The 23,404-nt window shown below is 71.8% G+C and carries 15 protein-coding genes; 5 read left to right on the top strand and 10 right to left on the bottom strand.

Going from position 1 to position 23,404, the window contains the following annotated elements:
- The first annotated feature begins 5 nt into the window (after positions 1 to 5).
- Positions 6 to 5,510: a pullulanase-type alpha-1,6-glucosidase gene (pulA, locus tag ACGFIE_RS22080; RefSeq protein ID WP_393297242.1), complete on the top strand. Its 5,505-nt coding sequence runs from the start codon at positions 6 to 8 to the stop codon at positions 5,508 to 5,510.
- A gap of 68 nt (positions 5,511 to 5,578) precedes the next feature.
- Here the strand turns inward: pulA and ACGFIE_RS22075 are convergent, their stop codons facing one another.
- The 3 genes from ACGFIE_RS22075 to ACGFIE_RS22065 all read right to left on the bottom strand — a co-directional run bounded on the left by ACGFIE_RS22075 (position 5,579) and on the right by ACGFIE_RS22065 (position 12,171).
- Positions 5,579 to 7,225 (bottom strand): hypothetical protein, encoded by a 1,647-nt coding sequence (locus ACGFIE_RS22075; RefSeq protein ID WP_393297240.1) that lies wholly within the window; start codon positions 7,223 to 7,225, stop codon positions 5,579 to 5,581.
- Between the two features lie 299 nt (positions 7,226 to 7,524).
- Positions 7,525 to 9,687: a right-handed parallel beta-helix repeat-containing protein gene (locus ACGFIE_RS22070; RefSeq protein ID WP_393297238.1), complete on the bottom strand. Its 2,163-nt coding sequence runs from the start codon at positions 9,685 to 9,687 to the stop codon at positions 7,525 to 7,527.
- A gap of 1,002 nt (positions 9,688 to 10,689) precedes the next feature.
- On the bottom strand, positions 10,690 to 12,171 hold the full coding sequence (locus tag ACGFIE_RS22065; RefSeq protein ID WP_393297236.1) for an aminopeptidase P family protein: 1,482 nt from the start codon (positions 12,169 to 12,171) through the stop codon (positions 10,690 to 10,692).
- A 133-nt stretch (positions 12,172 to 12,304) separates the two neighbouring features.
- Here ACGFIE_RS22065 and asnB point away from each other — a divergent pair, with 133 nt between their 5' ends.
- A complete protein-coding gene (gene asnB, locus ACGFIE_RS22060) occupies positions 12,305 to 14,266 on the top strand; it encodes an asparagine synthase (glutamine-hydrolyzing) (RefSeq protein WP_363690017.1) in 1,962 nt (653 codons plus the stop codon).
- A gap of 85 nt (positions 14,267 to 14,351) precedes the next feature.
- Here the strand turns inward: asnB and ACGFIE_RS22055 are convergent, their stop codons facing one another.
- On the bottom strand, positions 14,352 to 15,500 hold the full coding sequence (locus tag ACGFIE_RS22055; protein WP_393297234.1) for a lytic polysaccharide monooxygenase: 1,149 nt from the start codon (positions 15,498 to 15,500) through the stop codon (positions 14,352 to 14,354).
- Between the two features lie 477 nt (positions 15,501 to 15,977).
- Here ACGFIE_RS22055 and ACGFIE_RS22050 point away from each other — a divergent pair, with 477 nt between their 5' ends.
- Together ACGFIE_RS22050 and ACGFIE_RS22045 are read left to right on the top strand one after the other, a co-directional pair.
- Positions 15,978 to 17,129 (top strand): XdhC family protein, encoded by a 1,152-nt coding sequence (locus ACGFIE_RS22050; RefSeq protein ID WP_393297232.1) that lies wholly within the window; start codon positions 15,978 to 15,980, stop codon positions 17,127 to 17,129.
- Between the two features lie 102 nt (positions 17,130 to 17,231).
- Positions 17,232 to 18,167, top strand: a complete 936-nt coding sequence (locus ACGFIE_RS22045; protein ID WP_393297230.1) for a PfkB family carbohydrate kinase — start codon at positions 17,232 to 17,234, stop codon at positions 18,165 to 18,167.
- Here ACGFIE_RS22045 and ACGFIE_RS22040 read toward each other — a convergent pair.
- Both ACGFIE_RS22040 and ACGFIE_RS22035 read right to left on the bottom strand, forming a co-directional pair.
- Entirely contained in the window at positions 18,164 to 18,994 is an 831-nt protein-coding gene (locus tag ACGFIE_RS22040) for an MBL fold metallo-hydrolase (protein ID WP_393297228.1), read from the bottom strand. The two genes, ACGFIE_RS22045 and ACGFIE_RS22040, sit on opposite strands and share 4 nt — an antisense overlap.
- Entirely contained in the window at positions 18,991 to 19,395 is a 405-nt protein-coding gene (locus ACGFIE_RS22035; RefSeq protein WP_363690007.1) for a hotdog domain-containing protein, read from the bottom strand. The genes ACGFIE_RS22040 and ACGFIE_RS22035 overlap by 4 nt, the downstream gene beginning before the upstream one ends.
- Before the next feature lie 126 nt (positions 19,396 to 19,521).
- Between ACGFIE_RS22035 and ACGFIE_RS22030 the strand changes: the two genes are divergently transcribed.
- Complete coding sequence (locus ACGFIE_RS22030) at positions 19,522 to 20,547, top strand: phosphatase PAP2 family protein (RefSeq protein WP_393297225.1); 1,026 nt, start codon at positions 19,522 to 19,524, stop codon at positions 20,545 to 20,547.
- An 18-nt stretch (positions 20,548 to 20,565) separates the two neighbouring features.
- Here ACGFIE_RS22030 and ACGFIE_RS22025 read toward each other — a convergent pair whose 3' ends face one another.
- The 4 genes from ACGFIE_RS22025 to ACGFIE_RS22010 form a co-directional block, all read right to left on the bottom strand.
- Complete coding sequence (locus ACGFIE_RS22025) at positions 20,566 to 22,029, bottom strand: PH domain-containing protein (RefSeq protein WP_393297224.1); 1,464 nt, start codon at positions 22,027 to 22,029, stop codon at positions 20,566 to 20,568.
- 43 nt (positions 22,030 to 22,072) lie between these two features.
- A complete protein-coding gene (locus ACGFIE_RS22020; RefSeq protein ID WP_393297500.1) occupies positions 22,073 to 22,594 on the bottom strand; it encodes a PH domain-containing protein in 522 nt (173 codons plus the stop codon).
- Positions 22,595 to 22,845: 251 nt separating this feature from the next.
- Positions 22,846 to 22,995: a hypothetical protein gene (locus tag ACGFIE_RS22015; protein ID WP_393297222.1), complete on the bottom strand. Its 150-nt coding sequence runs from the start codon at positions 22,993 to 22,995 to the stop codon at positions 22,846 to 22,848.
- On the bottom strand, positions 22,992 to 23,222 hold the full coding sequence (locus tag ACGFIE_RS22010) for a hypothetical protein (RefSeq protein ID WP_393297220.1): 231 nt from the start codon (positions 23,220 to 23,222) through the stop codon (positions 22,992 to 22,994). Before ACGFIE_RS22010 ends, ACGFIE_RS22015 begins: the two co-directional genes overlap by 4 nt.
- Positions 23,223 to 23,404 lie beyond the last annotated feature (182 nt).

The following is a 23,404-nucleotide window of genomic DNA, read 5'->3' as shown; positions in this document are numbered from 1 at the left end:
CGTCGATGAAACCCCCGCCGATCCCGCGTACCGCCCTGCTCGCGCTCGTCTGCCTGCTCACCTTCACCCTCGTCGGTACGCCGGATGGCGTGCGTCTCCTCGGCGCCGACGCCGACGCCGACCCCCGACCGTCCGGTGTCGACTCCCTCGCCGCGGCCGGCGCCGTGCAGTGGCGCGACGAGCCCACCGCCGAGGCGCTGCTGTCCGTCGGCGCGGACACCGCGCGTGCCGAGCAGTTCTACTTCGTCCTGCCGGACCGGTTCGCCAACGGTGATCGGCGCAACGACTCCGGTGGCCTGACCGGCGGCCGGCTGCGCACCGGGCTCGACCCGACCGACAAGGGCTTCTACCACGGCGGCGACCTCAAGGGCGTCATCGACAAGTTGGCCTACATCCAGGGTCTGGGCACCACCGCGATCTGGCTCGCCCCGATCTTCAAGAACCGGCCGGTGCAGGGCACTGGCGATGACGTCTCGGCCGGCTACCACGGCTACTGGATCACCGACTTCACCCAGGTCGACCCGCATTTCGGCACCAACGCGCAGCTCAAGGAGCTGGTCTCGCTCGCGCACCGACGCGGTATCAAGATCTACCTCGATGTGATCGTCAACCACACGGCCGACGTGATCAAGTACGCCGAAGACACGTACGCGTACGTGGACAAGGCGACCTCGCCGTACACGGACGCGCAGGGGCGGGCCTTCGAGGACCGCAACTACGCCGACGGCAGCCGGGACTTCCCGACTGTCGATCGGAACTCCGGCCCGTACACGCCGGTCCTTCCCGAGCCGGGGGACGCAACCGTGAAGGTGCCCGCCTGGCTGAACGACGCGACCATGTACCACAACCGGGGTGACTTCACCTTTGCCGGCGAGAACAGCGAGTACGGCGACTTCTTCGGCCTCGACGACCTGTGGACCGAGCGCCCCGAGGTGGTGCGGGGAATGACGAAGGCGTACGGCGACTGGATCGGTGCGACAGGTGTCGACGGGTTCCGGTTGGACACCGTCAAGCACGTCAACATGGACTTCTGGCCGCAGTTCACCCGGGGTGTCGAGCGGGCCGCCGAGAAGGCCGGCAAGAAGGACTTCTTCCTGTTCGGCGAGGTGTACAGCGCCGATCCGGAGATCAGCTCCAGCTACGTCCGCCGGGGCGGCCTGCCGGCCACCCTCGACTTCGCGTTCCAGGAGGCCGCGCGGGGCTACACGGCGGGCGCCGGCTCGGCGAAGGCCCTCGCCGACGTGTACGCCCGCGACGACCTCTACGCCGCCAGGGACACCGGCGCGGGCCGGCTGACCACCTTCCTCGGTAACCACGACATGGGCCGGATCGGGTCGTTCATCGCCGGCGGCGGCACCGACCCGACCAGTCACCTGCGCCGCGATCAGCTCGCCCACCAGCTGATGTTCCTCACCCGGGGCCAGCCGGTGGTCTACTCCGGTGACGAGCAGGGCTTCACCGGCCCCGGCGGCGACAAGGACGCCCGGCAGGACATGTTCGCGTCCGAGGTCGCCGACTATCTCGACGACGACCTGCTCGGCACCGACCGCACCCACGCCAGCGACCAGTTCGACACCGGCCACCCGCTGTACCGGACGATCGCCGAGCTGGGCCGACTGCGTCAGGCGCACCCGGCGTTGCGCGACGGCATCCAGGTCACCCGGTACGCCGCCGACGGCCCCGGCGTGTTCGCGGCCTCCCGGATCGCCCCCGCCGACCGGACCGAGTACGTGGTTGCGGTGAACAACGCCGCGACCCCGCAGACTGTCACGGTGGACACCTGGTCGGCCGGCGCCACCTTCACCGGCATCTACGGCGGCGCCGCGACTGTCGAGACCGGCGGCGACGGCAGGCTCACCGTGACCGTGCCACCGCTGTCGGCGGCCGTGTACCGGGCGGGCACCCCCATCGCCCGTCCGACGGGCCACCCGGCCGTCACCATCACGACTCCCGCACCGGACGCGTCGGTGGCCACCCGCGCGGCGGTCACCGCGAAGGTGACAGGTGACCCGCTGGCCACCGTCACCGTGGCGGCCCGGGTGGCCGGCGGCAGGTGGACGTTGCTGGGCAGCGCCGACCACGCGCCGTACACCGTGCACCACGACCTGGACGGGTTGGCCGGCGGCACCCGGATCGAGTACCGCGCCGTCGTCCGCGACGGCCGTGGCCGCACCGCGACCGCGCGGTCCGTCGCCGTCGTCGGAACACCCGAGCGGGGCGGATCCCGGGAGTGGGCGGTGGTGCACTACGAGCGTCCGGCCGGGGGGTACGACGACTGGGGCCTGTACGCGTGGGGTGACATCGACCCGGCGTACGTCACCGAGTGGCCGAAGGGGCAGCCGTTCGCCGGTGAGGACTCCTACGGCCGGTTCGCCTGGGTGAAGCTCAAGCCGGGCGCGAGGTCGGTCGGCTTCGTGGTGGTCGACTCCGACGGCACGAAGGACGTCGCCCAGGACCGCAGTATCGACGTCACGGCCACCGGTGAGGTCTGGCTCAAGCAGGGTGACCCGGCGGTCTACCCGACCAGGCAGGCGGCCACCGGTCAACCGGACCCGCCGGTCGATGAGGGCACCGCAGTCATCCACTATCGGCGGGCCGACGGCAACTACGACGGGTGGGGCCTGCACCTGTGGGACGGGGCGGCCAACCCGACCGAGTGGGCCACCCCGCTCAAACCGACCTCGACCGACGCGTTCGGCGCGGTGTTCCGGGTGCCGCTGGCGGCCGGGGCCACCGGGCTGAACTACATCATCCACAACGGCGACACCAAGGATCTGCCCGACGACCAGCGGATCGACCTCGCCGCCGGTCGGGAGGTGTGGTTGCTCGCCGCCACTCCGGGGCGGCTGCTGCCGTCGACCGCGACAAGCACCGGCGGGGACACCGACATCGGCAAACAGAAGGCGCACTGGATCGACAGGTCCACAGTGGCGTGGCAGACCGGCCCGACCGACGGCCGGGTGTACGCCCTGGTGGCCGCCCCGACCGGCGGGGTGAGCGTCGTCGACGGCGAGCTGTCCGGGACGTACACCAGTCTGCCGTTGCGGGCGCAGCGCAACGGGCTCACCGAGGCCCAGCGCGCGGCGTTCCCGCATCTGTGGTCCTACCGGGCCTTCACCCTGGACCGGGGTGACCTGGCGAAGGTGCCGGCGGCGCTGCGTGGTCAGCTGCTGGTCACCGAGCGCGACGCGTCGGGGGCCCTGCTCGCCGCGACCGGCGTGCAGATCCCCGGCGTGCTCGACGACGTGTACTCCCGGGCCACCCAGGTGACGCTCGGCCCGACCTTCGCCGGTCGGACGCCGAGCCTCGCGCTCTGGGCGCCGACCGCCCGGACGGTGGCGCTGCAACTGTTCGACGCACCGACCGCGACGCCGAAGACGGTGCCGATGCGCCGCGACGACCGCACCGGGGTCTGGTCGGTGCGCGGCAGCCACGCCTGGACGGGGAAGTACTACCGCTACCAGGTGCAGGCGTGGCAGCCGGCCGCGCAGCGGATGGTCACCGCGTCGGTGACCGACCCGTACTCCGTGGCCCTCGCCGCGGACTCCACGCACAGTCAACTTGTCGACCTGTTCGACCCGGCGCTGGCCCCACCGGGCTGGCGGACGCTGCGCAAACCGGCGGCCGTGCCGGCGTCGAAGGCGCAGATCTCCGAGCTGTCGGTACGCGACTTCTCCATCGCCGACGACACCGTGCCAGCCGAACGCCGAGGCACCTTCCTGGCGTTCACCGACCCGAAAACCGCCGGGATGACCCACCTGCGGGCGTTGGGCGACGCCGGTGTCACCCACCTGCACCTGCTGCCGGCGTTCGACTTCGCCACGATCCCCGAGAGGCGGGCCGACCAGCGCCAGCCGGCCTGCGACCTGGCGGCGCTCCCGCCGGACTCCGAGGAACAGCAGAAGTGCGTCGCCGCGGTCGCGGAGACCGACGGCTACAACTGGGGGTACGACCCGCTGCACTACACAGTCCCGGAGGGCGGGTACGCCGTCGACCCGGTCGGCGCGGCGCGGACCACCGAGTTCCGGCGGATGGTCGCCGGCGTGAACGAGGCCGGCCTGCGGGTGGTCATGGACGTGGTCTACAACCACACGTCGGCGGCCGGCGTCGACGACAAGTCCGTGCTCGACCAGGTCGTGCCCGGCTACTACCACCGGCTGTTGGAGGACGGCACGGTCGCCAACTCCACCTGCTGCGCCAACACGGCCCCGGAACACGCGATGATGGGCAAGCTGGTCATCGACTCGCTCGTCACCTGGGCGAAGCAGTATCGGGTGGACGGCTTCCGGTTCGACCTGATGGGTCACCACCCGAAGGCGAACATCCTGGCCGTACGCGCCGCGCTGGACCGGCTGACCGTCGCCCGCGACGGGGTGGACGGCAAGGCGATCATGCTCTACGGCGAGGGCTGGAACTTCGGCGAGGTCGCCAACGACGCCCGGTTCGTGCAGGCCACCCAGGCCAACATGGCCGGCACCGGCATCGGCACGTTCAACGACCGGCTGCGCGACGCCGTGCGCGGCGGTGGACCGTTCGACGCCAACCCCCGCGTGCAGGGCTTCGCCTCCGGGCTCTACACCGACCCCAACGGCGACCCGGTGAACGGGTCGGCGGCCGAGCAGAAGGCCCGCCTGCTGCACGCCCACGACCTGATCAAGGTGGGTCTCACCGGCAACCTGCGCGACTACCGGTTCACCGACACCGCCGGGCGGCAGGTCACCGGCGCGCAGGTGGACTACAACGGCTCCCCGGCCGGCTACACCGCGGCACCCGGGGAGGCCGTCACCTACGTCGACGCGCACGACAACGAGATCCTGTACGACACGCTGGCGTACAAGCTGCCGCAGGCCACCACCGCTGCGGACCGTGCCCGGATGCAGGTGCTGGCGCTGAGCACCACGGTGCTGGGGCAGGGCACCGGGTTCGTCACCGCCGGCACCGAACGGCTGCGGTCGAAGTCGTTGGACCGCAACTCGTTCAACTCCGGTGACTGGTTCAACCAGATCCGCTGGGACTGCGCGCGGGGCAACGGGTTCGGCGCCGGCCTACCGCCGGCGCCTGACAACCAGGACAAGTGGCCGTACGCCAAGCCTCTGCTCGCCGACCCCGCCCTGGTGCCCGACTGCGCGGCGATCACCACCACCGACGCCCGGTACGCCGAGCTGCTGCGCATCCGGGCGTCCTCGCCGGTGTTCGGGTTGAGCACCGCCGAGCAGGTGCAGCGGCGGGTGGCGTTCCCGCTGTCCGGGGAGCAGGAGACCCCGGGTGTGCTGACCATGACCCTGGACGCCCGTGGCCTGGGCGGGGCGTGGACGTCGCTGACAGTGGTCTTCAACGGCACGCCGGAGACGGCGACGCAGACCGTGACCGGCCTGCGGGGAGCGGACGTGGCGCTGCACCCGGTGCTGGTGAACTCGGCCGATCCGGCGCTGCGGAAGGCGTCGTTCGACCGGGCGGCCGGCACCTTCACCGTGCCGGCGCGCGGTGTGGCGGTGTTCGTCCAGAAGTGAACGGGGACCGGCCCCCTTCCGCATGGTGCGGAAGGGGGCCGGCCCGTCGTGCTGGCGCTACGCCCTGATCAGGCGAAGCAGTTCTCGATGGTGCCGCCCGGGATGGCCAGGCAGTTCGTCGGACGGTTCGCGGTGATCGCGGACTTGTCGTCCACGTTCACCTCGCCGAAGAAGCTGAAGACCCCGCCCGGCTCGAAGGTGGAGAAGTTGTAGGCGACCTTCGCCTTCGACAGGTTGACCTCGCCGAAGATGTTGAAGATGCCGCCACCGACCCCGATCGGACCGATCGCCCGGTTGCCGACGACCTCGGTCTCGCGCAGCGTGGTGATGCTGCCGGCGTTGAAGAGCCCGCCGCCGAAGAAGCCGGCGGTATTGTCCTTGATGGCGCCCTTCTCGAACGTGACCGCGCTGTCGAACGCGATGGCCACGCCGCCGCCGACACCGGCGGTGCTGTTCTTCTCGACCGTGCTGTTGTAGAGGTTGAGCTGGCTGTCCGCCGCGGCGAGACCGCCACCGGCGAGGACTGCGGTGTTCGAGGCGAACTTCGTCTCGTACGCCGTGGTGTTGCCCTCGATGTCGAGGTAGCCACCGCCGAAGCCCAGCGTCTCGTTGTCGGTGATCTCAGCCTTCTTCAGCTCGACCGTACCGCCGTCGACGTCGTCGGTGAAGATCCGCGCGGCGCCGTTGGAGATACCGCCACCACCGATGACTGCGGTGTTGTCGGTGATCTTCGACTCCTCGACCTTGAGCAGGCCGGCGTTGAAGACACCGCCACCGAAGAAGAAGGCCGTGTTGCGGGTGACGGTGCTGTGCCAGATCTTCGTGGTGCCGAAGTTGGCCACGCCACCGCCGTTGCCGCCCGACTGGTTGAGGACGACCTCGGACTCGAGGATCTCGGCCGTGCCACCCGGCTGGACCAGGATGCCGGCACCGTCGTTCTCGTCCGGCTCCTCGACCAGCGGCGTGACGACGCCAGGCGCCGCCTTCGGCGCGGCCTTCGGCGTCACCTTCGGCGCGGCCTTCAGGCCCGCCTTCGGGTTGGCCTGCCGCGTCGCGAGCGCCTGGTTCAGCGGAACGCCCGCCTTCACCTGCGCCGCGATCGCCTCGGAGTCCGAGTAGGACGCCCAGACGGCCGCCGGCTCGACGGCGTCGAACAGTTCGAGGGTCTGGCCACCCTTGATGGTCAGGCCCTTGATGGTGAGGTGCCCACCGCTGCCGACGTTCAGGATCCGGAAGTAGTCAGCCGTGGCTTCCCGGACGATCGTCGTGTGCTCACCCTTGAGCGTGATGTTCTCGGTGATGACCGGCAGGCCGTTGCCCTCGTAGTCGTTGCGGCTCAGGTTGTAGGTGCAGCCCTTGGCCAGCTCCAGCACACCGCCGTGCTTGTTGTTGGCGAACACGATCGCCTGAATCAGCTTGTCGGTGTCGCAGGGCACCTCCTTCCCGCGCTCGTGGTCCTTGTCGCGGTCCTTGCCCTTGTCCTGGTCCTTGTCCTTGTCCCAGTCGCGGCCCTCGTCACCGTGCTGGTCGCCGTCCTTGCTGACCTGCGCGGTGTTCCAGTTCAGGCCAACCGCTCCGGCGCTGCCCGCGACGCCCACCGCCGCGAGGCTGATCACGCCCGTCAGACCGGCCACGCCGCTGGCGAGCCAGAGCTTGCGGCGGCTCTTGGCCGTCGCCCGCCCAGAGGCTTCGTTGTTCGTTAGGTAGTTGGACATCGGAGCTCTCTGCCCTCTCCTCGTACCAGACAGGGTCGCCGCCCCCAGGCGGTCGTCCCCTGCTACAAATCGGTTGTAGCTCCCAAAAACACCGTATGAGAATGTTCCTCGCCTCGCGGGCGTATCCGAAACAACCCCACATTAGGTTCATGTTCGCGTTCGCCGGCCGGGAAACCCCGGCCGGGCACGCCGCCCCCAAGCCGGGCTGTCGGCCCTCTGACCAGCCCAAATGGGTACGCCCCTCCGTGCCGTGACCGGCTCGGAGGGGCGCGCCCTCTATGTGGTTCAGCCCCACCCGATCAGGCGAAGCAGTCCAGAACGTTGAAGCAGTTCGTCGGTCGGTTGGCAGTGACGGCGGACTCGTCGTCCAGCAGCACCGTGCCGCCGATGCTGTTGAAGATGCCCCCCGGCTCGAGGGTGGAGAAGTTGTGGGCCACAGTCGTCCGGTGGAGCGTGACCTCGCTCCCCTCGGTGTTGACGATGCCGCCGCCGCGGCCGAACGGACCGACGGCCCGGTTGCCCGACACCTCGCTGTCGCGCAGCGTGGTGACGCCGTCGTCGTTGAAGAGGCCGCCGCCGGAGAAGCCAGCGGTGTTGTCCTTGATCCTGCTGTTCTCGATCGTCGCGACGCTGTCGGAGCTCAGGAACAGGCCGCCACCGTCGCGAGCGGCGCTGTTCTTGACCACCGTGGCGTCCTTGAGGGTGAGCTGGCTGTCCGCCACCGCGACGCCACCACCCTCGAGCACAGCGGTGTTGTCACCGACAGTCGTCTGGTGCAGCGTCGTGGTGCCCTCGACATCCAGCACGCCGCCGCCGAAGCCGAGCGTCTCGTTGTCGGTGACCTCGCTCTTGTAGACCCAGACGGAACCGCCCACAACGCCCTCGCTGCGGATCGCCGGCGCGCCGTTGGAGATGCCACCGCCACCGATGATTCCGGAGTTGTCCTTGACCTTCGACTCGTCGACCTGGAGTACGCCGGCGTTGAAGATGCCGCCGCCGACGAAGAACGCGGTGTTGTGCGCGACAGTCGTCTTGCTGAGCCTGGTGCTGCCGAAGTTGGCCAGCCCGCCGCCGTTGCCGCCGGACTGGTTGTAGAGCAGCTCACTGTCCAGGATCTCCGCCCGGCCCCCGGGCTGTACGAGCACCCCGGCGCCGTCGTTGAACCCGGGCTCCTCCACCAGCGGTACGACCGCCGCCGTGCTCGCCGCTGCCGGCGGGGCCTTGGCGATTGTCGCTGCCTGCTGGGCCGGTGCGGTCGCTGACTTGGCCGCCGCCTGCTTGGCGGTCGCCTGCTCGGCGGTTGCCTGCGTGGCTGCCGCTGCCTTCGCGGCCGCGGCCGCCTTGGCTGTTGCCGCCACCTGCGTGGCGGTCGCCTGCTTGGCCGCCGAAGCCTCCGCGGCCGCCTTGGCTGCTCCCGTCGGCTCCGTGACCTTGACTGCTCTCGGCTCGGTCGGCACCGCCTTGGCCGTCATGTTGGCCGCTGCTTGCTTGGCCGCTGCCTGTTGGGCCGTCGTCGGCTTGGCTGCCGCCTGCTTGGCTGCCGCCTGCTTGGCTGCCGCCTGCTTGGCTGCCGCCTGTTGGGCCGCCGTCGGCTTGACTGCCGCCTGCTGGGCCGCCGCCTGCTGGGCCGCTGCCTGCTGGGCTGCCGTCGGCTTGGCTACCGCTGCCGTGGCCGGGGCGGTTGTCGCCGCGGGCTTCGCTGCCGTGGCCGTCGCCGGCTTGGCTGCGGTGCCGGATGCGGTGGCCGCCGTCGGCTTGGTCGTCGCGGCGGAGGCCCGGACCGAGGCCGAGTACGGCCCCCAGACCGTCGCCGGTTCCACGGTCATCGCCTGCTGGATGGTCTGCCCACCCTTGATGCTCAGGCCCTTGAGGGTGAGTTGCCCGCCCGGGCCGACATTCAGGATGCGGAAGTAGTCGGCGGTGGCCTCACGACCAATTGTCGTGTGCTCGCCCCTGAGCGTGATGGGCTCGGTGATCACCGGGAGGCCGTTGCCGTCCTGGTTGCGGGTCAGGGTGTACGTGCAGCCCTTGGCCAGCTCCAGCACGCCGCCGTCGCCGTTGTTGGCGAAGGTGATCGCCTGGATCAGCTTGTCCGAGTCGCAGGGCACCTCCTTGGTGCGGTCCTTCTCGTCCCGCTTGTCGTCCTTGCCCACGCGGTCGTCGAAGCCACTCCAGTCGTCGCCGCTCCAGTCGTCGCCGCCGCCGCTCTCCTTGGCGCCGCTCTCCCCGCCACCATCGGTGTTCCCGCCGGCGTCGCTGACGTTCTGCCGATTGGTCGACGACTGGGCGTCGGACACCCGGCCGGAGGTGGGCTTGTCGTCCCGGGCTGCCAGGCCGCCGAGGGCGGCCAGGCCGACCACCCCGGTCAGGCCGGCGACGCCGGCAACCCACAGGGCCCGTCGTCGTCGTGTCGGCGGAGCCGTCGAGGCCCCGCCGTCGGTACTCGTTACGTCGTTTGACATCAGAGCCTTCCGCCCTTCCTACTACCAGACGGGGTCGCACCGCCCGCAGCGCCACGACCAGCCACAAATCGGTTGCAGCCTCCGATGCCCACCGTATGAGAACTATCTTCGCGAGGCGGACGTATCCGAGAAAACCCCGCATATGCCTCAGGTCAGGGCAGGGACTCGGTAACCGTCCGGGGTGGCAGGAAGGGGCGTGAGCAGCCCAAACGCGGTCGCCGCGCTCGTCGCGGATCGAGCGTGAGGCGCTGCCGCCGATCATGATCCACTCGGGTTCCTGGAAAGCGCGCTGTCCGAGCGGGTTGGAAGCCCCGGATTCAAGGAACCCGAGTCGATCTTGGCTGGCGTGCGGGGCGTGATCCACTCCGTTGCGCCGATGTCGCGGTATTCCGGCACCCGGAGACCGCAACCTCGGCGATCTGGAGTGGACCAACGCGCCGGGCCGAGGTCGGTGGGCCCCGGACCGCCAGGCAGGGCGCAACCAGGTGGTGCTGGCGACCCAGGTGCAGGCCGGCCCGCCCAGCACTGGCCGACGGGGCCGGTGCTGGTCCCGGTGGGGCCGCGGGCTGGCCGTGGGTCGGGGCTGGTTCGGTGCGGCCGGGACCGGGGCCGGGACTGGGACTGGGGCCGGGGTCGGTGGGGTCGGGGCCGGTCCGGTGGGGTCGCAGGCCGGCTGGTGGGTCGGGCTGACCGGTGGGGCCGAGGGCTGGCCGGTGGATCGGGGCTGGTCCGGTGGGTCCGGGCCGGCCGGCGCGTGCCGGGGGTGGTCACCGGCGAGGCTGGTCCAGTGGGTCGGGGCTGGCCGGGGGGATGGCGCCGCCCTCGCGCGTGATCGACTCGGGTTCCTTGGAAGCGCGCTGTCCGAGCGGGTCGGAAGCCCCGGATTCAGGGAACCCGAGTGGATCTAGGCGAGCGCCGGGGGGTGGGGGCAACGCCGCGCCCCTCCCGCCGGCACCCCGGAGTTCGGGGGCGGGGGAGGGGCGGGGCTTGCGGTCGGACGGGTCAGGCGGGCAGGCGGGGGCCCGCTTCGCGCTGCTCGGCCAGCCACGTCTCCACCTCGTCGGCGGTACGCGGCAGGCCGGCGGACAGGTTCACGGCGCCGGTGGCGGTGACCAGTACGTCGTCCTCGATGCGGATGCCGATGCCGCGCAGCTCGGCGGGGACCAGCTCGTCCTCCGGCTGGAAGTACAGGCCCGGCTCGACGGTGAGCACGTAGCCCTCGCCCAGCGCGCCGTCGCGGTAGGTCTCCTTGCGGGCGTTCGAGCAGTCGTGCACGTCGATGCCGAGCATGTGGCCGAAGCCGTGCAGTGTCCACCGCCGGTAGACCGAGGACTTCTCGTCCATGGCCTCGTCCACGCTCACCGGCAGCAGGCCCAGGTCGGCCAGGCCCTCGGCGAGCACCCGCATGCAGGTCAGGTGGACGTCCTTGAACTTGACGCCGGGGCGGATGGCGTCGATGCCGGCCTGCTGCGAGGCGTACACGATGTCGTAGACCTGGCGTTGCAGGGCGGTGAACCGGCCGGTGACCGGCAGCACCCGCGTCACGTCGGCGGTGTAGAGGTTGCGGCCCTCGACGCCCATGTCCATCAGCAGCAGGTCACCCGGACGGGTGGCGCCGTGGTTGTGCACCCAGTGCAGGATCGTGGCGTGTTCGCCCGCGCCGACGATCGAGCCGTACCCGACGTCGTTGCCGTCGTGGCGGGCGCGCAGCGCGAAGATTCCCTCCAGCAGACGCTCCGAGACGGCGCGGTCGGCGGGGAGGATCCGGGCCACGTCCTCGAAGCCGCGCACCGTGGCGTCGATGGCGTCCTGGAGCTGGCCGATCTCCCACTCGTCCTTGACCAGCTTCTGCTCCGAGATGGCGATCGCCAGCTCCCGGTCGCGCGGCGGTTGCCCCTCGGCGCGGACCCCGTCGTACGGGCGGACGGCAGCGTCGACCTGGGCGTCGAAGCCGCGCAGCACCCGCGTGCGGCCGGGCGCCAGGTCGGCGAGCGTCGCCTCCAGGCCGGTCAGGTCGGCGGTGGGCAGGCCCAGCTCGGTGGACTTCTCGCCGAGGGTGTGCCGGCGGCCGACCCACAGCTCGCCGTGCCGGCTGCGGAAGAACTCGTCGGTCTCACGGGACGAGCGGGGCCGCATGTACAGCGTCGCGTCGTGCCCCGAGCCGTTGGGGCGCAGCACCAGCACGCTGTCCGGGTCGTGGTCACCGGTCAGGTAGGCGAAGTCGCTGCCCGGCCGGAACGGGTAGGCGGTGTCGTTGGCGCGGACCTTCTCGCCGCCGGTCGGGATGACAAGTGTCTCGCCGGGGAAGGCCGCCGACAACGCGGCGCGGCGCTTGGCGTAGTTCGGCGCCTCGGGACGGGGCGTGACCGGGAGTTCACTGTCCCGCCAGCCCTGCCGCATGAAGGACAGGAACGCCTCCGGAAAGTCCGGATCGTGCGATTCCGTGCCGTCTGTCGGCGTACCGTCGGTGCTTTCCTCGGTCATTGCGCCGCTCCCTCCGCGTCGTTGCTGGTCCCGACGGTACCGCGTGCCCGGTTCGTGTTGGTGGCGGCCGGGAGCGCTCCGGATCGACGGACGGCTGCGACGGGCCGACAGACCGCGTGGAAAGATGACCACCATGTGCGGACTCCTGGCCTTCTTCAGCGCGAACGGTAACGCCGCCGCGCACCGCGACCACATCGCCGGAGCATTGGAATGCCTGCACCACCGCGGCCCAGACGAGACAGGGGTCGAGGTGGTCGGTGACGCCTCCGGCCGGTACGCGGACGGCGTGTTCGCCCACAAGCGGCTCGCCATCATCGACGTCGCGTCGAGTCACGAGCCGCTGCCCTACGCGAACGGCCGTTACCTGCTCACCTTCAACGGTGAGATCTACAACTACATCGAGCTGCGCGACGAGCTCGTCCGGAACTTCGGCGCGCAGTTCGCCACCGCCGGTGACGGCGAGGTGATCGTCGCCGGCTACCACTTCTGGGGCGAGCAGGTGCTCACCCGCCTGCGCGGCATGTTCGCCTTCGTCATCTGGGACCGGCAGGAACGGCGTGCGTTCGGCGCCCGCGACTACTTCGGCATCAAGCCGCTGCACTACCTGGAGACCGCCGACGGCCTGTACCTGGCGTCGGAGAAGAAGGCGCTGCTGCCGTTCGCGCACAGCAACTACCAGGGCGACGCGGGTGTCGACGCGGCGAACCTGAGCCACTACCTGACCCTGCAGTACGTTCCGGAGCCCGGCACCCTGCACAAGGGCATCAGCCGCATCGGCTCGGGGGAGTACCTGAGCTGGACCCCGGGTGGGCGCATCGACGTGCGCCGGTGGTACCGGCCGGTGTTCCGGCCCGCGCCTGTCGACGACGAGCAGAAGCTGTACCACGAGATCCGGGAGACGCTGCGCGAGAGCGTCCGCATGCACATGCGCTCCGACGTGCCGGTCGGCTCGTTCCTGTCCAGCGGCATCGACTCGACGGCTGTCGTCGCGCTGGCCCGCGAGTTCAACCCGAACATCCTCACCTTCACTGTCGGTTACGACGTGCCGGGCTATTCGGAGATCGACGTCGCGCAGGAGTCGGCCCGACACCTGGACGTCACCACCATCCCCACCAAGATCGGTCCGCAGGACATGATCGACGCGCTGCCGAAGATCGTCTGGCACCTCGACGACCCGGTGGCCGACCCGGCGCTGGTGCCGCTCTACTTCGTGGCGAAGAAGGCCGCCGAGCACGTCACGGTCGTGCTCTCCGGCGAGGGCGCGGACGAGTTCTTCGGCGGTTACACGATCTACCGGGAGCCGCTGTCGCTCGGCACCGTCAACGGCCTGCCCGGTGGGGTGCAGAAGGGGCTGCGCGCCGTCTCCAAGGCGATCCCGCAGGGGGTCAAGGGCAAGAGCTTCCTGGAGCGCGGCACCACCCCGATCGAGGAGCGCTACTACGGCAACGCCCGGATGTTCACCGAGGAGGAGAAGCAGCACCTGATGCGGCGCTACGACCCCTCGGTGCGCTACACCGACGTGACCGCCCCGATCTACGCCGAGTGCACCGAGCTGGACGACGTCACCAAGATGCAGTACGTCGACCTCTACACCTGGCTGCGCGGCGACATCCTGGTCAAGGCCGACCGGATCTCGATGTCGCACTCGCTGGAGGTGCGGGTGCCGTTCCTCGACCGTGAGGTCTTCGACGTCGCGGCGAAGATCCCGGTGGACCTGAAGCTGCCGCCGCGCTCGGACGCCACCAAGTACGCGATGCGTCAGGCGTTGCAGGGTGTCGTGCCGCCGGCGATCGTCAACCGCAAGAAGCTGGGCTTCCCGACGCCCACCCGGGTCTGGCTGCGCGGCGAGATGTACGAGTGGGCCCGGCACGTGCTGAGCACCTCGGGCGCGGGCGACCTGCTCGACCTGTCGTACGCGCTGCGGTTGCTCGACGAGCACAAGCGGGAGGAGGCCGACCACTCCCGCAAGGTGTGGACGGTGCTGATCTTCTGCATCTGGCACGCCATCTTCGTGGCCAAGACGCTCGACCCGGGCATCCAGCGCAACCAGTCCGCCCTGCTGACGAAGCCGGTGGTCGGTTCCATGGTCCGCTGACCCCGTCCCACCCTGTCGATCAAGAGGTTTGCGTCACCCGGAATCGCTCGGGTGACGCAAACCTCTTGATCATTTCAGGGAAACCTCAGCGGCGGGCGCAGCTGACGGTCGGAATGCCGTTCGTTCCTGTGCTGCTCGCCAGGAAGCCGAACGTGGTGGTGCCCTCCGGTGCGATCGTGCCGTTGTAACCGACGTTCGTCGCCGTCACCGACGACCCGGAGGTCGTCTGAGTGGCGCTCCAGATCTGATTGATCGCCTGCCCGTTGGGCCAGGTCCAGCTCGCGGTCCAGCCGGAGAACGGCGTACTGCCGTGGTTCATGATCATGACTTCGCCCTGGAAGCCACCCTGCCACGTGCTCGTCACCTTGTAGACGGCCATGCAGTCGCTGCCACCCGGCGGCGGGGTGGTCGGCGGCGCGGTGGTCGGGGGCGCCGTCGTCGGCGGTGCGGTGGTCGGCGGCGCCGTGGTCGGGGGCGCGGTGGTGGGAGGTGCGGTGGTGGGCGGTGCGGTGGTCGGGTTCGAGCCGCCCGGACCCACGCCTGTCACCTGACCGCTGCCGCCGTCGAAGGTCACGTCGGAGCAGCCGAAGAAGTTCTCCTGCGAGTCCGAGCGCACCCAGCGGGAGTAGATGATGTGCCGGCCACTCTTGCCCGACGGCAGGTTGCCGCTGAAGTAGTAGTGCCCGTCGTTGGTGCCGACGCTGCCGCGCTGCGGCGGGTTGGTCACCGTCAGGAACGGCTCCTCCAGGTCACTCCAGGCCAGCGCCCGGGTCGGGCTCCAGCTGTCCTTGGTGACGTAGAAGTAGAACGTGCCCGGGTGGTGCGCCCAGTTGCTGTACCGGAAGTCCAGCCGCGAGCCGGAGGTCAGGTGGGTCAGCGGCCAGTCGGTGCGGGCCAGGTCATAGCCCTTGTAACCGGGGTTGCCGCCACTGCACAGCTGCCCGTCCGGAATGAAGCCTGTGGTCCGACCGCCGGCGTCCGAGCGCAGCACGCTGAACCAGTTGTAGAGCGAGTTCGCCCCGCTCTGCGCCACCGCGGCAGAGCACGCCGGGTTGTTCGGCCTGACCTCGCCGGTCTGGCTCAGGCCGTCCTGCCAGCAGAGGTAGGTACGGCTGCCCGGCGTCATCGCCGCGCCGTGCGCGGCTGCCGGTTGCGGACTGGACGCCAGGGCGACGGCGCCCAGAGCGAAGGTTAGGGCCGCGGTGAGCACTGCGGCCGTACGGGAACGGTTCACGGGTTCTCCTGACTCGCGAGGCGTGCCGCCCAGGCCGCCCCGCCGCAATCGGGTGGGGTGTGGTGTCGTCGCAGCGCCGTGGGGGCGGGTACGACGATCACCGTGACGTGCCCCGGCAGAAGATCGGCCAGCGGACACACGCCATCAACGGTCCTGTCCTGGACCGGTGCCCTCGCGTTGAACTCAACCCGGCAACCGGCGGCGCGGCAGCCCTCGCACCGCCCGGTACGCGTCATCCCATCACGTCACCCGCCGTCAGCGCAATAGCCGATCCTCGATGTGTCAAACACGGCTGGTGCGGCCCGCGGGCTCACCCGTCTCCCGATCGGATCGACGGGTTCTCTCCTATAGTGATGATCTGCATCCCCACGGCGACGAGGACCGTCCGGGCAGATCTCCCGCCTCGGCGCGGCGCACCCCGCCCCGTCGGTCGTACGACGGGACCGGCCGGCGGCGAGACGAAGGAGGCGGCAGCGCGTGCCCGACGTGTTCGACGACCTGCACCGCCGCTGCCGCGCCGGCGAGACGGTGGCCCTGACCACCGTCGTGGCCACCTGGCGGTCCGCGCCGCAGCCGCCCGGCGCCGCCATGCTCGTGGCCGCCGACGGCACGGTCACCGGCAGCGTCTCCGGCGGCTGCGTCGAGGCCGACCTCTACGAGCGCGCCCGCCACGTGCTCGACACCGGCGTACCTGAGCTCGTCCACTACGGCGTCAGCGACGACGAGGCGTACGCCGTGGGGCTGACCTGCGGCGGGATGCTCGACGTGTTCGTGGAGCGGATCGACGACGGCGCCCTCGCGCAGCTCGACGCGGTCGCCGCCGCGCGGCGGGCCGGCGAACCGGCCGCGGTCGTCACCTGCGTGGCGGCCGACGCCGGCGACTCCCCGGGCGGGACGCCTACCGACCCGGCGGGGCGACTGGGTCGACGGCTGGCGCTCACCGGAGGGCAGGTGACCGGCTCGCTCGGCGACGACCGGCTGGACGACGCCGCGGCCGACGACGCGCTCGGGCTGCTCGCCGCCGGGCACAGCGGCGTGCTGCGGTACGGCTACCACGGGCAGCGCCGGGGCGCCGGCCTCAGCCTCTTCGTGGCCGCGTACGCCACCGCGCCCCGGATGATCGTCTTCGGGGCGATCGACTTCGCGGCCGCGGTGGCCCGGATCGGCGCGTTCCTCGGCTACCGGGTGACCGTCTGCGACGCCCGGGCCGTCTTCGCCACCGGCCGGCGCTTCCCGGACGCGCACGAGGTGGTGGTGCAGTGGCCGCACCGCTACCTGCGGGCCGAGGTCGACGCCGGCCGGGTCGACGCGCGCACAGTCGTCTGCGTGCTCACCCACGACCCGAAGTTCGACGTGCCGCTGCTGGCGCTGGCCCTGCGCCAACAGGTGGCGTACGTCGGCGCGATGGGGTCGCGGCGCACCCACGACGAGCGGCACAAGCTGCTGCGCGAGGCTGGACTCAGCCCGGAGCAGCTCGACCGGCTCGCCTCACCGATCGGGTTGGACCTCGGTGGGCGTACACCCGAGGAGACCGCGGTGAGCGTCGCCGCGCAGATCGTCGCGGCCCGCTGGGGTGGCAGCGGCCGGCCCCTGTCCGCGCTCGACGGGCCGATCCACCACGCCTGCTGATCGCGGCGCCGCGTCTTCGCCGCTCACCGGGCCGCGCGCTGTGCCAGCCTGGTTCCAGGCGGCCGTCGTGGCCGGCGGCGGGCGACGACGAGGAGGGCTCCGATGGGGTACGCGGTGGTGCTCGGCGAGGCGCTCGTCGACCTGCTCGACACCGAGCGTGACGGGGAACGGGTCTACCGGCAGGCGATCGGCGGTGGGCCGCTCAACGTCGCCGTCGGGGTGAACCGGCTCGGCGGTGCGGCGCAGTTCGTCGGCTCGCTCGGCGACGACGTGCTGGGCGGGCGCATCCGCGACTTCCTGACCGAGGTCGGCGTCGGTGTCGCCGGTGCGGTCACGGTGCCGGTGGCGACCACGCTCGCGGTGGTCACCTACGCCGGGCCGGAACCCGACTTCCGCTTCTACGGCGAGCCGCCCTCCTACGGCCTGCTCGGCCCCGACGACCTGGACGTGACGCTGGTCCAGGGCGCGGACGTGCTCTACTGCGGCTCCGTCGTGCTGCTGCGACCCGACACCCTGGCCGCCGCGCGCCGGGCCTGGTCGCTCGCCGCCGGGCTGCGCGTCTTCGACCCGAACGTACGCCCCCGCCTGCTCGCCGGGCCGGCCGCGCTGGCCGGGCTACGCGAGGTGGCGGCCGAGTTCGCCGCGGGCGCACACCTGGTCAAGCTGAGTACCGCCGACGCCGAGCTGCTCTACCCGGGCGAGCCGGTCGAGGGGGTGGCCGCGTACCTGCGGGAGCTGGGCGCGGCCACGGTGGTGGTGACGCTCGGCGCGGCCGGCGCGGTGCTGGCCGCCGCCGGCGCCGACCCGGTACGGCTGCCCGCCCCCAAGGTCAACGCGATCGACGCCACAGGCGCCGGAGACTCGGTCATGGCCGCGCTGATCGCCGACCTGCTCCTCGACGGCGAGCCGGACGACCCGGCGGTCTGGGTCGAGCGGGTGGCCTTCGCGCTGCGGGTGGCGGGCCTGGTCTGCGAATCCCCGGGCGGTGCCACCGCCATGCCCACCCGCACCGACGTCACCCGCCGCTTCGGCCGTTAGGACGTGCCGTTGAGTTCGGTGTAGCCGCGGCGGGCGGCGATCAGGGCCGCGCGGGCACCGAAGGGCGCCTCGGCGGCCACCCGCTCCGGCGGCGCGTCGCCGGTGTGCGCGGCCCGGATCAGCCAGGCCAGTCGCACCAGCTCGGCGTGCTGGGCGTGGACGAACCCGACGTCCACCGGGTCGCCGTGGCCCGGCACGACCACCGTGCGCGCTGTCGTCAGCCGCAGCAGGTCCGCGACCGCGTCCGGCCACTGCAGGGGGTACGAGTCCTCGAAGGCGGGGGGGCCGCTCTGCTCCACCAGATCACCGGCGACCAGCACGTCCGCGTCGGGTACGTGCACCACCAGGTCGGCGTCGGTGTGCCCGCGCCCCGGGTGCCGCAGCAGCACCCGCCGGCCGCCCAGGTCGAGCGTCGTCTCGGTGTGCACCGGGTGCGTCGGAGCGAGCAGCGGGGTGTCGGCCAGCTCGGCAGCCAGCTCCGGGTGCTCCGTACGCACCTCCTCGTAAGCCTCCCGGCGCAGCCGCTCCGGCTCCTCGCGCAGGGCCGCGGCGGCCCGCTCGTGGGCGTACACCGGGCGGGGTGGGTCGCCGGCCAGGACGGCGTTGCCGAAGCAGTGGTCGTAGTGGTGGTGGGTGTTGACGAGCGTCAGCGGGCGATCGGTGACCCGCCCGACGGCGGCGGCCAGCTCCGTGGCCTGCCGGGCGGAGGAGAGCGTGTCCACCAGCAGCGCCTCGTCGTCGCCGACGACAAGTGTGACGTTGACCCGCAGCAGGGGTTCGCGCAGCACGTACACCCGGTCGGCGACCTCGGCGAACCCGGCGCTCATGACGACCGCCCGGCCCGGTCGACGAAGCGTTGCCGATCCACCACGATCCGGTCGACCCGGCCCCGGGCCACCGTCTGGTCGCCGTCGGCGACGGTGACCTCGAACGACAACCGGCGACCGTCGACAGTCGCCAGCAGCGCCTGCGCCCGCACCGTGCGCCCGACCACTGTCGGCGCGAGGTGCTCCAACTCGACCCGGGTGCCCACCGTGGTCGACCCGGCCGGCAGGGTGGCCGCCGTGGCCGCGACGGTGGCCGCCTCGGCCAGCGCGAGCACCCGGGGTGTGCCCAGCACCGGTACGTCCCCCGAACCGACCGCCTGGGCGGTGTCCGTTTCGGTGACTGTCAGTTCGACCTGGGCGGTCAGACCCGGCGCGAGGGCCGGCTCGGGCTGCTCCTGCATGGTCGTCAGCCTAGGTGTTCGCCGGATGCGTCGGGCACGCGCCCGGCGATCCGGGCGCACCCGTGGACAGCCGCTGCGGGTGGTCCCCGTCGGTCGATGCCGTACCCGTCGTTAACCTTGACCGCGATGGCCGTCGTGACTGACCCCCAGCCCCCCGCCCGGACCGACCCACCCGCGTCCCCGGACGGGGGCCGTCGGCGCATCGTCGCCATGACGGTCTGGGCGGTCGCCTTCGTCGCCGCCTGGCTCGCGATCGGGCTGCCCACCGACCCGGCGTACGCCTTCGTCTGGATCTGGTTGGCGACGATCGCCTGGAACAGCGAGCGGCCGTGGCGCAGCCACCTGCGCTTCGCCCGGGACTGGGTGCCTGTGGTGCTGCTGTTCGTCGTCTACAACCTGTCGCGCGGGTTCGCCGACAACGGCTCCACCCCGCACGCGATGGAGTTGATCGTCGCCGACCGGTTCATGTTCGGCTGGGCCACCGGCGGGGAGGTGCCCACCGTCTGGTTGCAGGAGCACCTCTACTTCCCGCAGGTGCACTGGTGGGACGTCGCCGCGAGCTGGGTGTACTTCTCGCACTTCGTGGTGACGCTGGCCGCCGCCGCGGTGCTGTGGCTGCGGGACCGGCACCGCTGGGCCGCGTACATGCGCCGCTGGGGTTTCCTGTGCGCCGCCGGCCTGGCCACCTACTTCCTCTACCCGGCCGCCCCGCCCTGGTGGGCCGCGCAGAACGGCCTGCTCACCGAGGTCGCCCGGATCTCCACCCGGGGCTGGAAGGCGTTCGGCATGCACGGCGCCGGCAACGTGCTCAACGCCGGCCAGATCGCCTCGAACCCGGTCGCCGCGATGCCGTCGCTGCACACCGCCTGGGCGCTGTTCGTGGTGCTGTTCTTCCTGCGCACCACCCGCCGCCGCTGGTGGCCGCTGCTGCTCGCGTACCCGCTGGCGATGACCTTCACCCTGGTCTACTCCGGTGAGCACTACGTGATCGACGTGCTGGTGGGCTGGACGTACGTCGGGCTCACCTACCTGGTAGTCGGCCTGGCCGAGCGCGCCTGGCGCGCCCGCCACCCCCGCCACCCCGAACCCCCCACCCAAGACCCCGTCGATCATGAAGTTGTCGCCGTCCCGACCGGCGTGTCGAGGCAATAACTTCATGATCGACGCGGTCTAGGGGGTTGCGCGGGCCGCGTGCGCGCGGGTTGTCAGCTCGGCTGCCAGGGCCCATGCCTCGGACAGGTCGCGGTCCTGCGCTGTCGCGCCTGAACCGCCCGCCGTGTCCGCGTGTACGGTCGCCAGGCCCAGCCGGCGCTGCACCGGCCCCTGCACCACCCGCACGCTCTGGATCCGCGCGTACGGCACGATCGCCACCTGCCGGGTCAGCAGTCCGGACCGGGTGGCGAAGACCCGGTCGAACAGGCCCGCACCGAGCGCGCCGCGCCCGAGTGGGTGCAGCCAGCGCGTGCGGGGCGGCGGTGGGCTCAGCGCCAACGCGTCCAGGCGTACGCCCGGCAGCACCTCGGCGACGATCATCGTGGCGGTCGGCAGGTCGCCTACCGGCAGGAGTCGGTCCGGCCGGTTGCGGTCGTCGGCCTCCGCCACGGAGTAGCCGGCCACCTCCAACCGCAGGCGCAGCCAGTCGTTGACCCGCCACAGCAGCGGCCAGGTGGCCCGCACGGTCTGGACGCGGTCCAGTGGCACGGTCTGCGCGCGCGTCTCCAACAGGCCGTTGTGCACCCGCAGGATGCCGCCGTCGCGGGCCAGTCGGAAGTTCCAGTCGTCGAGGACCCGGCGGATCGGTTGCAGCAGCACACCGGCCATCGCGGTAAGCGTGCTCGCCACCGCGACGAACGACCACGAGCCGGCGGTGACGAACTGCAGCACGACGAAGGCCAGGCCGAACGGCAGCAGGAACGCCTGCGGGGTGAGCAACTGACTGACCAGCAGGTTCCTGTTGCGTACCGCGTGCAGCGGCCGACCCGACGCGGCCGCCGCCGTCCCGGATTCCGTCGGGACGGCGGTGACACCGGGCGGGGGTGGCGGCGTCGTCCGCCCGGCGAGCGCCAGCAGCCGCTCGCGCAGGCGGGCCGCGTCGGCCACCAGAAGGTACGCCAGCGGCGCCTCGGTCTTGCCCCCACCGACCACCTCCAGGCGCAGCTCGGCCAGGCCGGTGAGCTGGGCGAGCAGGGGCCGGACCACCTCCACGGCCTGCAACCGCTCCAGCGGGATGGCCCGGGTACGCCGCCAGAGCAGCCCCTCGTGCACCCGCAGTTCGCGGCCCACCACGTGGTAGCCGGTGTTGTACCAGCTGATCACCGACAGCACTGTCGCGCCGATCGCCAGCACCGCCACCATCGCCGCGAACCAGCCGAAGCCCACCCGCGACAGCGTCGACCAGGACAGGCCCGCGATCACCACGACAAGCGACTTGGCACCGTGCAGCAGGGGGCTGAGCGGGTGCAGCCGCTGCCGTGGCTCGCCGTCACCGCCGCCCGGCGACGCCGGCCAGCTGTGTACGGCCCCGGGGGGTCCGGCGGGGTGCGGTGGGCCAAGCGGTCCGGCGGGGTGCGGTGGGCCGAGCGGTCCTGCCGGTAGCGGCGGCCGGGTGCCCGGCTCGGCGGGGCCGTCGCTCATCGGGCCGGCTCTCGTCGGCGCCGACGGTCGCCCGCGCGGGCGGTCACAGGCCCTCCGCCCGGTCCTCGCCGAGCGCGGTGAGCCGGTCGCGCAGCCGGGACGCCTCCGCCGGACGCAGGCCCGGCACCCGTGCGTCGCTGGCTGCCGCCGCCGTGTGCAACTGCACGGTGGCCAGGTCGAAGGCACGCTCCAGCGGGCCGGCGCTCACGTCGACGAACTGCATGCGGGAGTACGGGACGATGGACAACCGCCGGACCAGCAGCCCGTGCCGCACCAGCAGGTCGCCGTCGCGCTCGGCGTAACCCCAGGCGCGTACGGCGCGGACGACGGCCGTGGCCCGCCACACGCCGAGCACCACCACGAGAGCCAGGGCGAGCCCGAACAGCCAGTGGCCGGTCAGCGCCCAGCCGATCGCGGTCACCGCCAGGCCGACGGCCACCACGACGGCGAGCCGGATCAGCTCCACCCAGATCAGGTCGCTGGAGATCGGCTGCCACTGGACGGTGTCCGGCCAGGGCTCCAGCGGCCCCCGCCCCGACGACTGCGGGCCGGAACGGGTCAGCATGCCGGGGTCGGGCGGCAGCAGACCGGGGGACGGCAGGTCGGGCGGAGGTGATCCAGTGGCGGTTCCGCCGGGCGGGGGCAGGGCGCTCGGCGGCAGCGGGGCCGGCGACGACACGTCCGGCGGGGAAGGGTCCGGGCCGAGTGTGCCGGGTGCCGGGAACGCGCCGGGCGGCGGCGCGGGAGCCGGGGTGGGTGGCCAGGGCGGGGAGGCGTCGCCGGGGGACGTCGCCGGGTCGACGCGGTCCTCCGCGCTCACCGACGGGCGCCGTTCCGCGCGCTGCTGTGCCGCGCGCTGCTGTGCCGCGCGCGGCGTGCACCGTGCGTCGCGGCCTTGCCCTGCCCGTCGGCGGCGCGAAGCGCCACGCTGCCGTGCGTCATCGGTCGCTCGCTGCGCTCGCTCACGTGTCGAGGGTAGGCGATCCGGGCACCGCGGTGACGGCACGAAGGAAGCCGCGAGCCTCCAGGAATTCGCCGAGACTGCCGCGGTGCTGGGCGCAGGCCAGCCAGGTCTTGCGCCGATCGGCGGTGTGCAGGCGGGGATTGTTCCACTCCAGCGCCCAGACGGCGGGGGCGCGACAACCACGGGCCGAACAGACCAGGGGCTCGTCGGCAGGGGAGGGGAGGCTCATCCGGGCCAGTCTAGGGCGGCCGGGCGGAGAGCTTGAGCGCCGGGCGGCCACGGGGGGAGCCGCCCGGCGACGGGGTGAATCGTACACACGGCGGGCCGGTTCCTGTCCACCCGTGATGCGCGATTCGGCTGCCGGGACGGCGCGACGAAAATCGGCTTCTCCCCCCCTCGACACTCAGGAAG

This window comes from Micromonospora sp. NPDC049275, assembly GCF_043197115.1.
GTDB lineage: Bacteria > Actinomycetota > Actinomycetes > Mycobacteriales > Micromonosporaceae > Micromonospora.
The sequence above is the reverse complement of the archived record's forward strand: the minus strand, read 5'-3'. Positions and strand labels throughout refer to the sequence as shown.

What these genes read in the sequence shown, in the direction of transcription:
- ACGFIE_RS22010 (WP_393297220.1), bottom strand. Translation starts at nt 23,222, where the DNA reads ATGAGCCTCCCCTCCCCTGCCGACGAGCCCCTGGTCTGTTCGGCCCGT.
- ACGFIE_RS22020 (WP_393297500.1), bottom strand. Translation starts at nt 22,594, where the DNA reads ATGCTGACCCGTTCCGGCCCGCAGTCGTCGGGGCGGGGGCCGCTGGAG.
- ACGFIE_RS22065 (WP_393297236.1), bottom strand. Translation starts at nt 12,171, where the DNA reads ATGACCGAGGAAAGCACCGACGGTACGCCGACAGACGGCACGGAATCG.
- ACGFIE_RS22040 (WP_393297228.1), bottom strand. Translation starts at nt 18,994, where the DNA reads ATGAGCGCCGGGTTCGCCGAGGTCGCCGACCGGGTGTACGTGCTGCGC.
- ACGFIE_RS22035 (WP_363690007.1), bottom strand. Translation starts at nt 19,395, where the DNA reads ATGCAGGAGCAGCCCGAGCCGGCCCTCGCGCCGGGTCTGACCGCCCAG.
- ACGFIE_RS22025 (WP_393297224.1), bottom strand. Translation starts at nt 22,029, where the DNA reads ATGAGCGACGGCCCCGCCGAGCCGGGCACCCGGCCGCCGCTACCGGCA.
- ACGFIE_RS22075 (WP_393297240.1), bottom strand. Translation starts at nt 7,225, where the DNA reads ATGTCCAACTACCTAACGAACAACGAAGCCTCTGGGCGGGCGACGGCC.
- pulA (WP_393297242.1), top strand. Translation starts at nt 6, where the DNA reads ATGAAACCCCCGCCGATCCCGCGTACCGCCCTGCTCGCGCTCGTCTGC.
- ACGFIE_RS22070 (WP_393297238.1), bottom strand. Translation starts at nt 9,687, where the DNA reads ATGTCAAACGACGTAACGAGTACCGACGGCGGGGCCTCGACGGCTCCG.
- ACGFIE_RS22045 (WP_393297230.1), top strand. Translation starts at nt 17,232, where the DNA reads ATGGGGTACGCGGTGGTGCTCGGCGAGGCGCTCGTCGACCTGCTCGAC.
- ACGFIE_RS22030 (WP_393297225.1), top strand. Translation starts at nt 19,522, where the DNA reads ATGGCCGTCGTGACTGACCCCCAGCCCCCCGCCCGGACCGACCCACCC.
- asnB (WP_363690017.1), top strand. Translation starts at nt 12,305, where the DNA reads ATGTGCGGACTCCTGGCCTTCTTCAGCGCGAACGGTAACGCCGCCGCG.